Origin of the sequence: Stutzerimonas decontaminans, assembly GCF_000661915.1 — a bacterium.
In the GTDB taxonomy this organism is placed as follows: domain Bacteria; phylum Pseudomonadota; class Gammaproteobacteria; order Pseudomonadales; family Pseudomonadaceae; genus Stutzerimonas; species Stutzerimonas decontaminans.
The window spans coordinates 389,551-403,170 of record NZ_CP007509.1 but is presented as its reverse complement, the minus strand read 5'-3'; the positions used below and the strand labels follow the sequence as shown (position 1 = coordinate 403,170).

The window sequence follows — 13,620 nt, the reverse complement described above, 5'->3', positions numbered from 1 at the left end:
GGCTTCAGTAGCCGGAGACTTGCAGCAGCCGCGCCTGCCGCAGCGCGGTGAGGCTGGCCGAGCCCGTGCAGAAACAGGCAATCCGCAGCTGCTCGATCAGCACCTCGAAGTGCTGTACCACCGCATCACTGCTGAGCATCGCCGCCTGCAGTACCCCGGCCGCCTGCCCGACCAGATCGGCACCCAGGCAGATCGCCTTCGCTGCTTCGACCCCGTCGCGGATGCCACCGGAAGCGATCAGTGGTGTGCCGGGGCAAGCCTCGCGCACCGCCTGCAGCGCCTGCGCAGTGGGAATGCCCCAATCGGCGAAGGCCTGGGCGATCGCGCGCTGGCTGGCGTCGCCGGCCCGCTCGGCTTCTACCGCGGCCCAGCTGGTCCCGCCGGAACCGGCCACATCGATGGCGGAGACGCCGGCATCGACCAGCTGCCGTGCCACCGTCGCGGATATGCCGGCACCGACTTCCTTGATCACCACAGGCGCGGCCAGGCGGCTGGCAAGCGCTTCGATCGCCCGCAACACGCCTCGCCAATCACGATCGCCGCCCGGCTGCACCGCCTCCTGCAACGGGTTCAGGTGCACGATCAGCGCATCGCCGTCGATCATCTCAACGGCGCGGCGCGCCTCGTCTACGCCATAACCACGTACCAGCTGTGCGGCGCCGAAGTTGGCCAACAGCAGAATGTCCGGCGCGAGTTGGCGCAACTGGCTGGTCAGGCCCTGATCTCCAGCGGTTTCAAGCGCAACCCGCTGCGAACCCACCGCCATGGCGATACCCAAGTGTTGCGCAGCTTCCGCCAGGTGCGCATTGATCGCGGCAGAACGTGCGGCGCCGCCAGTCATCGAGCTGATCAGCAGCGGCGCCCGCAGCTGGCGCCCGAACAGCGCGCTATGCAGGTCGATCTCATCAAGGTGCAACTCGGGCAGGGCGCAGTGTTCAAAGCGAAATGCGCCGAAACCGGTACCCGTCGCACCGGCTGCCCGCGTCGGGTCCAGGACGATATCCAGATGATCGTTTTTGCGGCTGACCAACGATTGCTTGCTCATGGAAATCGGCTCCCGGGAAGACTTGTTTGGACGTGACGCCCTGAAAAAAGTGCTATGCGATGGCACGACTTGTACAGCTTTCTGTCGAAAGGTCCAATCGTTGTACAACATTGCGCAACCCGGCTGCTCGAACTGGAGCGCCAGCGAGGGCACCGCCATGCAAACGCAGAATTCCTCCCTCCCGCTCCCGCAATGCGATGGCCTGCTGCGCCTGCGCCGACAGGTCGACGAGCGTCTGGCCTTGCGTCTGCCACGGCCCGAGTCGGAGCTGGACAAGGTCACGCTGGCGTTACGTGAAGGCACCCTTGCTCCCGGCAAACGAATCAGGCCACTGCTGTTGCTGCTGGCGCTGGGTGATCTCGGCGCCGACCCGGATATCGGCCTCGACCCGGCCTGCGCACTGGAAATGATCCACGCCGCCTCGCTGTTTCTCGACGACATGCCATGCATGGACAACGCCAGCCTCCGGCGGGGGCAGCCGACCATTCATCTGCGTTTCGGCGAAGACGTCGCCGTGCTCGCCTCGGTCGCCCTGCTCAGCCATGCCTATGGCATCACCGCCACCGCGCCCAGACTCACGCCACGGCAGCGCAACGACGCGGTGGCCATCCTTGCGCGCTCGGTCGGTGCGCAAGGCCTGGTGCGTGGGCAATTTCGCGACCTGCATGGCGCGCAAGAAGCACAGCAGCTCGACGGAGTGATCGCCACCAACCAGTTGAAAACCGGCTCGCTGTTCACCGCTGCCCTGGAGCTCGCGGCGCTGCTCGCGAACGCTGAGCGGGCGCGGACACGCCATCTGCAAGGTTTCGCCAACGAGCTGGGCCAGGCCTTCCAGCTGCTCGACGACATCGCCGATGGCCTGACACCCGAGCAGACCGGCAAGGACTGCCAGCAGGATCGGGCCAAGGCAACCGTGGTCTCGCTGCTCGGCCAGCAGGCGGCCGAGCAGCAACTGGCAATGCACCGAGAGGCCGCACTGACCCATCTCGACGCCGCAGGCCTGGGCGATGGCGAACTGGCGGCGCTGCTGCGTCAGCTGTTCGGCTGAGCATTGATCGACCTCGTGTTGACGCTTCATCAGTGCAATGGATGAAGCTAGGCAATGGAAAACCGCGGTCCTTAGACTCGGGCCGATAAAAACGGAGGTTGACCATGACCGAGACCCTGCTCTGCCCGCGTAACCTGGCATTCGAACTCTACGAAGTGCTGGACGCCGAGGCCCTGACCCGCCGCGAGCACTTTGCCGATCACAGCCGCGAAACCTTCGACGCCGCCATCGGCACCGCGCGAACCATCGCCGAGAAATACTTCGCGCCGCACAATCGCAAGTCCGACGAGCACGAGCCGCAGTACATCAACGGCGAAGCGGTGCTGATTCCCGAGGTCAAGCCGGCCGTCGACGCCTTTATCGAGGCGGGCTTTCACAACGCTCAGCGCAGCTTCGACGACGGCGGCATGCAGCTGCCGAACCTGCTGTCGCGGGCCTGCTTCGCGCATTTCCAGTCGGCCAACATCGCCACCAGTTCCTACCCGATGCTGAGCATGGGCGCCTCGCACCTGATCGAAACCTTCGGCTCGGAAGAGCAGAAGCAGCGCTTCCTGCAGCCGATGCTCGAAGGCCGTTTCTTTGGCACCATGGCACTCACCGAGCCACATGCCGGCTCCTCGCTGTCGGACATCCGCACCCGCGCCGAACCGGCGGGCGACGGCAGCTATCGCCTCAAGGGCAACAAGATCTTCATTTCCGGTGGCGACCATCCGCTGTCGGAAAACATCGTGCACATGGTGCTGGCCAAGCTGCCGGACGCGCCGCCCGGAGTGAAGGGCATCAGCCTGTTCATCGTGCCGAAGTTCCTGGTCAACGACGACGGCAGCCTCGGCCAACGCAACGACGTGCTGCTGGCCGGTCTGTTCCACAAGATGGGTTGGCGCGGCACCACCAGCACCGCGCTGAACTTCGGTGACAACGGCAACTGCGTCGGCTACCTGGTAGGCGAGCCGCACAAGGGCCTGGCCTACATGTTCCAGATGATGAACGAGGCGCGCATCGGCGTCGGCATGGGCGCGATCATGCTCGGCTACGCCGGTTACCTCTATTCGCTGAACTACGCCCGCGAGCGCCCGCAGGGCCGCCTGCCGGACGGCAAGGACCCGGCCTCAAGCCAGGTGCCGATCATCGAGCACACCGACGTCAAGCGCATGCTGCTGATGCAGAAGGCCTACGTCGAAGGCGCCTTCGATCTCGGCCTGTACTCGGCACGCCTGGTGGACGACGAGCACACCGCCGAGAGCGACGAGGAGCGGCGCAATGCCAGCGAGCTGCTCGACCTGCTGACGCCGATCGTCAAATCCTGGCCGTCGGAGTACTGCCTGAAAGCCAACGAGCTGGCGATCCAGATTCTCGGCGGGCATGGCTACACCCGCGAATATCCGGTGGAGCAGTACTACCGCGATAACCGCCTCAACCCGATCCACGAAGGCACCCACGGCATCCAGTCGCTGGACCTGCTCGGCCGCAAGCTGATGCAGAACAAGGGCGCCGGCCTGCGTCAACTGCTTGGGCTGATCCAGGCCAGCTGCGCACGCGCCGCCGAATACGACTCGCTGACCGCCCTGCGCCAGCCGCTGGAGCAGCACATCGCCCGCCTCACCAGCGTGACCCAGGCGCTGCTGGGCGATCTCGCAGCCGGCAAGGTCAATCAGGCGCTGGCCAACTCGGCGCTGTATCTGAAGGTGTTCGGCCATGCGGTGATCGGCTGGCGCTGGCTGGAGCAGGCGCTGCGCGCCGAGCGCGGACTCGGCGGGGGCAACGCCGCAGACGCCGACTTCTATCGCGGCAAGCTGCAGGCGGCGCGTTACTTCCTGACCTGGGAAGTTCCGGCCTGCGAGCACGAACTGGCCATCCTCGAAGCACGCGACGACACCTGCCTGACCATGCAGGACGCCTGGTTCTAGGGCATCGCGTACAACACGTACGGCGCCCCGCTCATGCGGGGCGTTTTTTTTACAGCCTGCCAAATCATCGGGTTAGAATCGCTGGCATATCCCGTGCATGAGCGCGAGGCGGCATTCTCTGACGGAGACCTGATTTGGACCTCGGCAACCTCAACCACCTGTTCTTTATCGGTGCCTTGTTGGTGGCTGCGAGCATCCTGATGAGTTCGCTGTCGAACCGCCTCGGCGTGCCGATTCTGGTCATCTTCCTTGCCGTGGGCATGCTCGCCGGCGTCGACGGCGTCGGCGGTATCGTCTTCGGCGATTACCAGCTGGCCTTCGTCATCAGCAACCTGGCGCTGGCGGTGATCCTGCTCGACGGCGGCATGCGCACCCGCACTGCAACCTTCCGCGTCGCACTCAAACCGGCCTTTTCCCTGGCGACCCTGGGCGTGGCGATCACCTCCGGCCTGACCGGGCTGGCCGCCGCCTGGCTGTTCGATCTGCCGCTGCTGCAGGGGCTGCTGATCGGCGCCATCGTCGGCTCCACCGACGCTGCGGTGGTGTTCAACCTGCTCAACGGCAAAGGCCTGAACGAACGGGTCGGTTCGACCCTGGAAATCGAATCGGGCAGCAACGACCCGATGGCGATGTTCCTCACCGTCGCGCTGATCGACATGCTGCTCGCCGGCCGCACCACCTTCGGCTGGGATTTCCTGCTCACCCTGCTGCAGCAGTTCGGCATCGGCACCTTGCTCGGCCTGCTCGGCGGCTGGTTGTTGCTGCAGCTGATCAATCGGCTGGCGGTGGCCGACGGCCTTTACCCACTGCTGGCGGTGGCCGGTGGCCTGATGATCTTCGCCCTGTCCGGCTCCATCGGCGGCAGCGGCATCCTGGCGATCTATGTCTGCGGCCTGCTGTTGGGCAACCGGCCGATCCGCAACCGCCACGGCATCCTGCACATGTTCGACGGTCTGGCCTGGCTCAGCCAGATCGGTATGTTCCTCGTGCTCGGCCTGCTGCTGACACCCAGCGAACTGCTGCCCATTGCACTGCCAGCGTTGGCGCTGTCGCTGTGGATGATCCTCTTCGCCCGGCCGCTGGCGGTGTTCGTCAGCCTGCTGCCGTTTCGCAGCTTCCACCTGCGCGAGCGCCTGTTCATTTCCTGGATCGGCCTGCGTGGCGCAGTACCGGTGATCCTCGCGGTGTTCCCGCTGATGGCCGGGCTGGAAAACGCCCAGCTGTTCTTCAACGTGGCCTTCTTCATCGTGCTGGTGTCGCTGCTGCTGCAGGGCTCGACGCTGACCTGGGCCGCAAAGAAGGCCAAGGTCGAAGTACCACCTTCGCCAATGCCCGTCTCACGTAGTGGCCTGCAGGTACATACAACCAGCCAGTGGGAAATGTTCGTCTACCGCCTTAGCGCCAGCAAATGGTGCGTCGGCGCCGCCCTGCGCGAGCTGAAGATGCCACCCGGCACGCGCATCGCTGCCCTGTTCCGTGGCAAGGACCTGCTGCACCCGTCCGGCAGCACCCGGCTGCAGGTCAACGACATTCTCTGCGTGATCGGCCATGACGCAGACCTGCCGGCCCTCGGCAAACTGTTCAGCCAGGCGCCCAAGCGCGGCCAGGACTTGCGCTTCTTCGGCGACTTCATCCTCGAAGCCGATGCCCAGCTCAGCGCCATCGCGGCGCTCTACGGGCTCAAGCTCGGCGAGGTGGACGGCAACCAGACCATCGGCACCTTCATGGCCGAACAGGTCAGTGGCAATCCGGTGGTGGGCGACCAGATCGAATGGAACGGCCTGACCTGGACCGTGGCGGCGATGGAAGCCGGCGAAGTGCGCAAGGTCGGCCTCAAATTCCCGGAAGGCGACAAGCCCGGTCCGCAGCTGATGTTCTAGCGGCAGCGCAGCCGGCGAGCGACGCGGCCAACCGCCCGTCCGTCGGCCGGCTGCAGGGTACTCGCGCTAGGCTGGCGCAGCCCGTAGACTTTCGCCCTCTCTGGTCATCCGCCTACGTCACTGCCCCCATGTCACTTCTGCGCACCCTGCTGTTCTCGACGTTCTGCCTGTTCGTCGCCCCCCTGCACGCCCAATCGCTGGAAAGCCTGACTGGCACGCCGCCGGCCACCGAAGGCGAGGCGAAACCTGCGCAACTGTCGCTGGGCGAGCAAACCCAACGCATGGTTCAGCAGACCGAAACCAGCAACAAGCGCGCCGAGGACCTGAAGGCCCTGCTGGCCCAGGCCCCCAAGGAAATTGCCGAGGCTCAGCGCGAACTGGCCAAGCTCAAGGCCAGCCCGGATGAAGACCCGGCGCAGCGCTACGCCAAGCAGTCGGTCGAGGCTCTCGAGCAGCGTCTCAGCGCACGGGTCGAAGAGCTGTCCGAATGGCAGAAGCAGTTCAGCGCCGCCAACAGCATGATCATCACCGCGCAGACCCGCCCGGAGCGCGCCCAGGCGCAGATCAGCACGGCGCAGACGCGCATTCAGGAAGTCAACAACCTGCTCAAGAGCGGGCGCGAATCAGGCAAGCCGTTGAGCGAGGAGCGCCGCGCGCTGCTGGACGCCGAGATCGTTTCACTCAGCGCGCAGATCGATCTGCGCCGCCAGGAACTGGCCGGCAACAGCCTGTTGCAGGACCTGGGCAAGGCACGCCGCGATCTGCTGGCCGAACGCATCGCCCGCGCCGAGCTGGAGACACAAGCGCTGCAGGGGCTGATCAACGAAAAGCGTCGCGCCGAATCGGAACAGACCGTGGCCGAATTCTCGGCACGGGTGCAGCAAGCCGGCTCGGACAAGCTGCTCGCCGCCGAGAGTGCCGAAAACCTCAAGCTGTCCGACTATCTGCTGCGCGCGACCGAGCGGCTAAACCGTCTCAACCAGCAGAACCTCAAGACCCGTCAGCAGCTCGATACGCTCAACCAGACCGATCAGGCGCTGGAAGAGCAGATCGCCGTGCTCGAGGGCAGCCTGCTGCTGTCGCGCATTCTCTACCAGCAGAAACAGGCGCTGCCGAGCCTACAGCTGGACAAGAACCTCGCCGACGAAATCGCCGATATCCGCCTCTACCAGTTCGAACTCAACCAGCGCCGGGAAGCCTCCGGCAATGCCGCCGCCTACGTTGACCAGCTGCTGGCACGGCAGAGCGAAGAAGACGTGACACCCGAACTGCGACGCACGCTGCTCGAGCTGGCGACCACTCGCAGCGAACTGCTCGACCGCCTCAATCGCGAGCTGGATGCTCTGCTCAATGCTTCGATCACCCTGCAGCTGAACCAGAAGCAGCTGCAGGACACCGCTCGGATGCTCAGCGATACCCTGGAAGAGCAGATGTTCTGGATCCCAAGCAACAAGCCGCTGGATTTCGGCTGGCTGCAGGGATCGGTGCAGCGACTGAAAGTGCAGCTGGCGGCAATGCCCTGGCTTTCGGCGCTGCAGGAACTGGGCGCCGGCCTAAAGGAACGACCACTGTTCTTCCTGCCGTTGCTGCTGCTGATCGCCGGGCTGCTGTACTGGCGCAAAACCATCGACGCCAAACTCAGTTCGTTGAGCGAGCAGATCGGCCACTTCCGCAATGACAGCCAGCTGCATACCCCCCTGGCCCTGCTGCTCAATCTGTTGCTGGCGCTGCCCGGCGCGCTGTTTCTGGCGCTGTGCGGCTACCTGTTGCAGATGGATGCGCGCGGGCAGAATTCCGTGCTTGGCGCCGCCCTGTATGAAATGGCCCAGGCCTGGCTGGTGTTCTACAGCGCCTATCGCATGCTCTCGCCGGGACGCGTGGCGGAGCTGCACTTCGGCTGGTCACGGCCGCAGGTAGCCTTCCTGCGCGACGAGATCCGCCGGCTGGGCATGATCGTCATGGCCCTGGTCGCCGTGGTCAGCGTGGCCGAACACCAGCCGGCGCGGCTGGCTGACGATGTGCTCGGCATCCTCGTGGTCCTGACCTGCTTCGCCTTGATGAGCTGGCGCCTCAACCGCCTGCTGCTCAAGGGGCCGTCGAGCCAGAACGCCCCACCGCTGCGTCTGATGATCGGCCTGCTGTTCAGCGTGCTGCCGATCGCACTGATCGTCGCGGTGGGCTTCGGCTATTACTACACCGCGCTGAAGCTGACCGACCGCCTGATCGACACGCTCTACCTGCTGATGATCTGGATCGTCGTCGAAGCGGCGCTGATCCGCGGACTGACCGTAGCCGCGCGGCGCCTGGCCTACAAGCGTGCACTGGCCAAGCGTCAGGCTCAGGGCGACGATGGCAGCGATACGGTGGAAACCCAGGGCGAGCCGGGGCTGGATATCGAGCAGGTCAACCAGCAGTCGCTGCGATTGACCCGCCTGACCATGTTCGGCGTGTTCCTAGTGGCACTGTACTGGGTCTGGTCCGACCTGATCTCGGTGGTGTCCTATCTGGACAACATCACCCTCTACGAATACACCAGCGGCAGCGGCGAGACCCTGACCACCGCGGCGATCAGCCTGAACAACCTGCTCGGCGCGCTGCTGATCATTGCCATTACCGTCGCTCTGGCGCGCAACCTGCCTGGCCTGCTCGAAGTCATGGTGCTGTCCAAGCTGCGCCTAGCCCAGGGCAGCGCCTACGCCACCACCACCCTGCTGTCGTACGCGCTGGCCGGCTTCGGAATCGTCGCCACGCTGTCCACCCTCGGCGTCAGCTGGGACAAACTGCAATGGCTGGTGGCGGCGCTGTCGGTGGGTCTGGGTTTCGGCCTGCAGGAGATCTTCGCCAACTTCATCTCCGGCCTGATCATCCTCTTCGAGCGCCCGGTACGCATCGGCGACGTGGTGACCATTGGCAACCTGTCGGGCACGGTCAGCCGGATCCGCATCCGCGCCACCACCATCACCGACTTCGACCGCAAGGACATCATCGTCCCGAACAAGACCTTCATCACCGGTCAGCTGATCAACTGGTCGCTGAGCGACACCGTCACCCGCGTGACGGTGAAGGTCGGCGTGGCCTATGGCTCGGACCTGGATCAGGTGAAGGCCCTTCTCTACAAGGCCGCCCAGGACAATCCGCGGGTGCTGAAGGAGCCGGAGCCGCAGGTGTTCTTCCTCAACTTCGGCGAAAGCACCCTGGATCACGAGTTGCGCATCCATGTGCGTGACCTTGGCGACCGCAACCCGGCGACTGACGAGATCAACCGTTTCATCGATCGCGAATTCAACAAGGCCGGCATCAACATCGCCTTCCGCCAGGTCGACGTATTCCTGAAGAACGTCGCTGGCCAGCAGCTGCAACTGAGCGCCACGCCCAAGACCGCCGACGAGCAGAAGCCGGCGACCGACGATCGCGGCTGAGGAACACTCAGCCAGGTCGCAGCCTCCAACCTCCTGAACATGCCCGGCGGCGGCCGGGCTATTCTTGCCTGCATGCCGCCCCGGAGGCATCTTTGAAGACCCTGACCCAACTGACCTTCGACAACCGCTTCGCCCGTCTCGGCGACACCTTCTCCACCGAGGTGTCGCCGCAGCCGCTGAGCGAGCCGCGTGTGGTGGTCGTCAGCGCGGCGGCGATGGCGCTGCTGGATCTGGACCCGGCCGAGGCCGAACAGCCACTGTTCGCCGAACTGTTCTCCGGGCACAAGATCTGGTCGACCGCCGAGCCACGGGCGATGGTCTACTCCGGCCACCAGTTCGGCAGCTACAACCCGCAGCTCGGCGATGGCCGCGGCTTGTTGCTCGGCGAAGTGGTCAACGAGGCGGGCGAATACTGGGACCTGCACCTCAAGGGGGCCGGCAAGACGCCCTACTCGCGCATGGGCGACGGCCGTGCGGTGCTGCGCTCATCGATCCGCGAATTCCTCGCCAGCGAACATCTGCACGCGCTGGGCATACCCAGCTCGCGCGCGCTGTGCGTCACCGGCTCGGATTCAACCGTGTATCGCGAGCGCCCCGAGCGCGGCGCCATGTTGCTGCGCCTGGCCCCCAGCCACGTGCGCTTCGGCCACTTCGAGTTTTTCTACTACACCCGCCAGCACGCCGAGCTGAAGCAGCTGCTGGAACACGTCATCGAAGCGCACTTCCCCGAGCTGCTGGAACATCCCGAGCCGTTCCACATGTTCTTCCGCACGGTGCTGGAACGCACCGCCGCGCTGATCGCCCGCTGGCAGGCCTACGGCTTCTGCCACGGGGTGATGAACACCGACAACATGTCGATCCTCGGCATCACCTTCGATTTCGGCCCCTACGCGTTTCTCGACGACTTCGATGCTCGCTTCATCTGCAACCACTCCGATGACACGGGCCGCTACTCCTTCGAGAACCAGGTGCCCATCGCCCACTGGAACCTGGCTGCTCTGGCCCAGGCGCTGACCCCCTTCGTCGACGTCAAGGTACTGCGCGAGACGATGGAGCTGTTCCTGCCGCTGTACGAGGCCGAATGGCTGGACCTGATGCGCCGGCGTCTGGGTTTCGCCCAGGCCGAAGCGGATGACGACGAGCTTTTACGCCGCCTGCTGCAACTGATGCAGGCCAGTGCCGTCGACTACACGAATTTCTTCCGCGAACTCGGCGAAAACACTGCCGAACAGGCGGTAATCCGCCTGCGCGAGGACTTCGTCGATCTGCAGGGCTTCGATGCCTGGGCCGCGGACTACTGCGCACGAACGGCGCGCGAGGCGGGCGACCCGGCCGAACGACAGGCGCGCATGCAGGCAGTTAATCCGAAGTACATCCTGCGCAACTACCTGGCGCAGCAGGCCATCGAGGCCGCGGAGAAAGGCGATTACGCGCCGGTGCGCGAATTGCACGCCGTGCTCAGCCGCCCCTTCGAGGAGCAACCGGGCATGCAGCGCTACGCCGAGCGGCCGCCTGAATGGGGCAAGCATCTGGAGATCAGCTGCTCGTCCTGACAACGAGAACGAAAAATCAAAAGCTCGCGCCGAGGGCGGCCCTCCCACAATGCAAAAGCAGCTTGCGCCGGGCACTCCCGTGGGAGGCGCGCCCTCGCGGCGAATAGGGCTCGCAGGCCTGCGCCAAAGCAACAAAACATGATCGGGAGGGTGCGGCTACTCGCCCAGCGGCAGCACCACGCGGAATACGGAGCCGCGGCCTTCCTCGCTCTGCACCTGGATGCGGCCCTTGTGCGCACGCACGATCTGGTCGGCGATGAACAGCCCCAGGCCCAGCCCGGCGCTGCTTTCGCTGCCCTCGGCGCGCTCGAACTGACAGAAGATGCGCTCCAAACTCCTCGCGCTGATACCGATGCCGTGGTCGCGTACCTCGATGCAGGCGCCCTCGGCACATGACGCAACGCTGACCTGAACCGGCTTGCCAGCGCCGTAGCGCATCGCATTGGTCAGCAGATTGGCCAGTACCTGCTCGATACGGAAGGCATCCCATACGCCGACGATCGGCTCGTTTCGCTCCAGCCGCAGCTCGCAACCGCAGGCTTCCATCTGCGCCGCGAAGTTCTCCACCACGTTGCCGACCAGCTGGCTGAGGTCGGTGCGGCTCGGGCGAATCGACAGCTTGCCGGTGCGGATGCGCGAAACATCGAGCATGTCGTCGATCAACCGGATCAGACTCTGGATCTGGCGCTCGTCCTTGTCGACCATGTTGCGCAGCCGCTCTTCGCTGAAGGCCGCGAAGTTGTTGCGGCTGAGCTGCAGCTTGCGCAGCTGCACCTCGAGAATGAGGGTGTTGAGCGGTGTTTTCAGCTCGTGCGAGACGATGGACATGAAGTCGTCGCGCATGCGCACCGCGTCTTCCAGCTCGGCCTGGGTGCTGCGCAGCTCGTCGAGCAGCACTTCCTGTTCGCGACGGCTGCGCTCCAGGGCCTCCAGCTGCCGCGCCAGACGCTTGCGACCTCGGTACAGATCGACGAACACGCTGACCTTGCTGCGCACGGCATGGGCATCGAGCGGCTTTTGCATGAAATCCACCGCACCGCTCTCGTAGCCCTTGAAGGCATAGTTGAGCTCGCGGCCGGCCGCACTGACAAAGACGATGGGGATCTGCTTGGTGCGCTCGGTACCGCGCATCAGCTCGGCCAGCTGGAAGCCGTCCATGCCCGGCATCTGCACGTCGAGGATTGCCAGCGCGAACTCATGACGCAGCAACAGCTCCAGCGCCTGCTCGGCCGACTCGGCCTGATGCACCCGCACGCCTGGCGCCTGCAACAAGGCATCCAGCGCCAGCAGGTTCTCCGGCAGGTCATCGACGATCAGCAGATTCACCTCGTCGGCACGGTCGGGCATGGTCACTCCAGTTCTCGCAACAAACGGTGGATGTTGCGCAGGGGCAAGATGTAATCCGGTGCGAAGCGCTGCAGAGCGGCTCGCGGCATGGTCGGTACGGCCGCTTCGGCGGGGTCCTGAATCACGGTCAGTCCGCCGCTGCGATGAATCGCTTCGAGGCCGGCGGCACCATCCTCGTTGGCGCCGGTCAGCAGAACGCCGGCAACCTGCGGCCCCCAGGCATCGGCTGCCGATTCGAACAGCACATCGATCGAAGGGCGGGAAAAATGCACCGCGTCATCCTGGCTCAGGGAGAGGCTGCGGTCGCTCTCGACCAGCAAGTGATAGCCAGGTGCGGCAAAGTACAACATTCCCGAGCGTAGCTGGTCCTTGTCGTCCGCCTCTTTGGCCTGCAACCGGGTTCTGCGGCCGAAGATTTCGGCCAGATGGGTAGGCCCGTTGGCAGGAATATGCTGGACCACCAGGATCGGTGGCCGGTAACCGCTCGGCAGGCCTTCGAGCACTATCCCGAGCGCCTCGAGCCCACCCGCGGAAGCGCCGATCACCACGGCCTCGATCGGCAGCTGGCGTCTCGCTTGCAGAATCGCCTGCTCTGAACTGCTCATAGCTTGCGGAAGATCCTTTCCGATTTGTTGAACGGCTCGTAGTAGCCGGCATAGCCCGAAAATTCGACGGTTTCCTTGCTGCCGAGGCCGAGAAAGCCTCGATGGCAGAGCGATTCGTGGAACAACCCGAAGGCACGATCCTGCAGCGGCTTGTTGAAATAGATCAGCACGTTGCGGCAGGAGATCAAATGCGTTTCGGAAAATACGCTATCGGTCGCCAGACTATGGTCAGCAAACGTAACCGTTTCTTTCAGCGACTTGTCCATGATCGCCGAGTCATAGGCAGCGGTGTAATAGTCGGAAAAGCTGCGCGTGCCGCCCGCCTGCTGGTAGTTCGCGGTGTACTGGCGCAGGTGGTCGACGGCGAAAATGCCCTGGCGCGCCTGCTCCAGCGAACGCGGGTTGATGTCGGTGGCGTAGATGATCGAGCGCTCCAGCAGCCCCTCCTCCTTGAGCAGGATCGCCATCGAATACACCTCTTCACCGGTGCTGCAGCCGGCAATCCAGATCTTCAGCGACGGATAGGTGCGTAGCACTGGCACCACCTGCTCCCGTAGCGCGCGGTAATAGCTGGGATCGCGGAACATCTCGCTGACCGGGATGGTGAGGAACTGCAGCAGGTCCATGAAGGCCTGCGGGTCATAGAGAATCTTGCGCTGCAAAGCGGAGATGCTTTCGCAGTTCAGCTGCTTGAGCGACAGCAACACCCGGCGCTTGAGCGAGGCGCCGGAATAGTCGCGGAAGTCGTAGCTGTACTTGAGGTAGATGGCCTCGATCAGCAGCTTGAGTTCGATCTCGACGTTACGGTCGGGCATT

The 13,620-nt window shown here is 64.5% G+C and carries 9 protein-coding genes; 5 read left to right on the top strand and 4 right to left on the bottom strand.

Annotated features, from left to right (window positions below):
• Positions 1-4: 4 nt before the first annotated feature.
• Positions 5-1,045 (bottom strand): type 2 isopentenyl-diphosphate Delta-isomerase, encoded by a 1,041-nt coding sequence (gene fni / locus UIB01_RS01845; RefSeq protein ID WP_038656324.1) that lies wholly within the window; start codon positions 1,043-1,045, stop codon positions 5-7.
• Positions 1,046-1,202: 157 nt separating this feature from the next.
• On the opposite strand from fni, the gene UIB01_RS01840 reads away from it, so the two are divergent.
• The 5 genes from UIB01_RS01840 (at position 1,203) to selO (ending at position 10,852) form a co-directional block, all read left to right on the top strand.
• Entirely contained in the window at positions 1,203-2,093 is an 891-nt protein-coding gene (locus tag UIB01_RS01840; RefSeq protein WP_038665313.1) for a polyprenyl synthetase family protein, read from the top strand.
• A 104-nt stretch (positions 2,094-2,197) separates the two neighbouring features.
• Positions 2,198-4,000, top strand: coding sequence for an acyl-CoA dehydrogenase (locus UIB01_RS01835; RefSeq protein ID WP_038656322.1), 1,803 nt, complete (start codon positions 2,198-2,200; stop codon positions 3,998-4,000).
• 134 nt (positions 4,001-4,134) lie between these two features.
• Complete coding sequence (locus tag UIB01_RS01830; protein WP_038656320.1) at positions 4,135-5,880, top strand: potassium/proton antiporter; 1,746 nt, start codon at positions 4,135-4,137, stop codon at positions 5,878-5,880.
• A gap of 128 nt (positions 5,881-6,008) precedes the next feature.
• On the top strand, positions 6,009-9,299 hold the full coding sequence (gene mscK, locus UIB01_RS01825) for a mechanosensitive channel MscK (protein WP_038656319.1): 3,291 nt from the start codon (positions 6,009-6,011) through the stop codon (positions 9,297-9,299).
• A 92-nt stretch (positions 9,300-9,391) separates the two neighbouring features.
• The gene (gene selO, locus UIB01_RS01820) at positions 9,392-10,852 is read left to right on the top strand and encodes a protein adenylyltransferase SelO (RefSeq protein WP_038656317.1); all 1,461 of its coding nucleotides are present in this window, start codon (positions 9,392-9,394) and stop codon (positions 10,850-10,852) included.
• 156 nt (positions 10,853-11,008) lie between these two features.
• Here the strand turns inward: selO and UIB01_RS01815 are convergent, their stop codons facing one another.
• Genes UIB01_RS01815 through UIB01_RS01805 form a run of 3 tightly spaced genes read right to left on the bottom strand, consistent with a single transcriptional unit; the run spans position 11,009 to position 13,619 of the window.
• Entirely contained in the window at positions 11,009-12,199 is a 1,191-nt protein-coding gene (locus UIB01_RS01815; RefSeq protein WP_038656316.1) for a hybrid sensor histidine kinase/response regulator, read from the bottom strand.
• Between the two features lie 2 nt (positions 12,200-12,201).
• Complete coding sequence (locus UIB01_RS01810; RefSeq protein WP_038656314.1) at positions 12,202-12,804, bottom strand: chemotaxis protein CheB; 603 nt, start codon at positions 12,802-12,804, stop codon at positions 12,202-12,204.
• Complete coding sequence (locus tag UIB01_RS01805; RefSeq protein WP_038656312.1) at positions 12,801-13,619, bottom strand: CheR family methyltransferase; 819 nt, start codon at positions 13,617-13,619, stop codon at positions 12,801-12,803. Before UIB01_RS01805 ends, UIB01_RS01810 begins: the two co-directional genes overlap by 4 nt.
• Between the last annotated feature and the right edge of the window lies 1 nt (position 13,620).

Bases quoted from the DNA above. Each gene is read 5' to 3' on its own strand.
- UIB01_RS01805 (WP_038656312.1), bottom strand. From the start codon at position 13,619: ATGCCCGACCGTAACGTCGAGATCGAACTCAAGCTGCTGATCGAGGCC.
- UIB01_RS01840 (WP_038665313.1), top strand. From the start codon at position 1,203: ATGCAAACGCAGAATTCCTCCCTCCCGCTCCCGCAATGCGATGGCCTG.
- UIB01_RS01815 (WP_038656316.1), bottom strand. From the start codon at position 12,199: ATGCCCGACCGTGCCGACGAGGTGAATCTGCTGATCGTCGATGACCTG.
- UIB01_RS01835 (WP_038656322.1), top strand. From the start codon at position 2,198: ATGACCGAGACCCTGCTCTGCCCGCGTAACCTGGCATTCGAACTCTAC.
- fni (WP_038656324.1), bottom strand. From the start codon at position 1,045: ATGAGCAAGCAATCGTTGGTCAGCCGCAAAAACGATCATCTGGATATC.
- mscK (WP_038656319.1), top strand. From the start codon at position 6,009: ATGTCACTTCTGCGCACCCTGCTGTTCTCGACGTTCTGCCTGTTCGTC.
- UIB01_RS01810 (WP_038656314.1), bottom strand. From the start codon at position 12,804: ATGAGCAGTTCAGAGCAGGCGATTCTGCAAGCGAGACGCCAGCTGCCG.